The 561-nt window shown below is 37.4% G+C and carries 1 protein-coding gene; it reads right to left on the reverse strand.

What is annotated here, in order from left to right:
* Positions 1-59: 59 nt before the first annotated feature.
* Positions 60-491, reverse strand: a complete 432-nt coding sequence (locus FC87_RS06675) for a hypothetical protein (protein ID WP_056962001.1) — start codon at positions 489-491, stop codon at positions 60-62.
* Between the last annotated feature and the right edge of the window lie 70 nt (positions 492-561).

Consider the following 561-nt stretch of genomic DNA (forward strand, 5'->3'; position numbering starts at 1 on the left):
TGTTATGACTTTTCTGTAACTGGTTAGTTCTGCGTTTCCAGCTACTGATGGACTGTCTGCTAATCTTCATGGGCTTTGCTATCATACTTAACAACCTTTCCCCATTCGAACTTCCCATAATACTTACTCAAATGGTTGCTGATGATACTGATAACAGAATGAGTAGTTTGTTTATGATTAAACATCCCTTTATCTTTTAATTTTGTAGATAATTCTTTGAGTCCGTTACTACTAGCAATTAGCTCGCCATTTTGATCGAAAGCTTTGTAGAAATAAGGTTTAAACTTACTGCTTTTATGTGGTTTGGCATTTGCTGGATATTTGTGTTCTCCAATTATTTTTTGTGAAAATTGCTGTACTTCTTTCAATAGCGGATCATCATCAGGGACGCAAATCATCGACTTGATTTTTACTCCCTTGCCATTTTCGCTAGCATACTTTTCTTCCAGTTTATGGATAGCTTCGTACCACTCATCTCGGCTTTTAATCATCTTTACACCTCAGCCAAAGCTCCGCAGAACTTGTCAATGAAGTATCGTTGCCCTTTTCCTGTAACCATCG

Source organism: Fructilactobacillus florum DSM 22689 = JCM 16035 (assembly GCF_001436645.1).
Lineage (GTDB): Bacteria > Bacillota > Bacilli > Lactobacillales > Lactobacillaceae > Fructilactobacillus > Fructilactobacillus florum.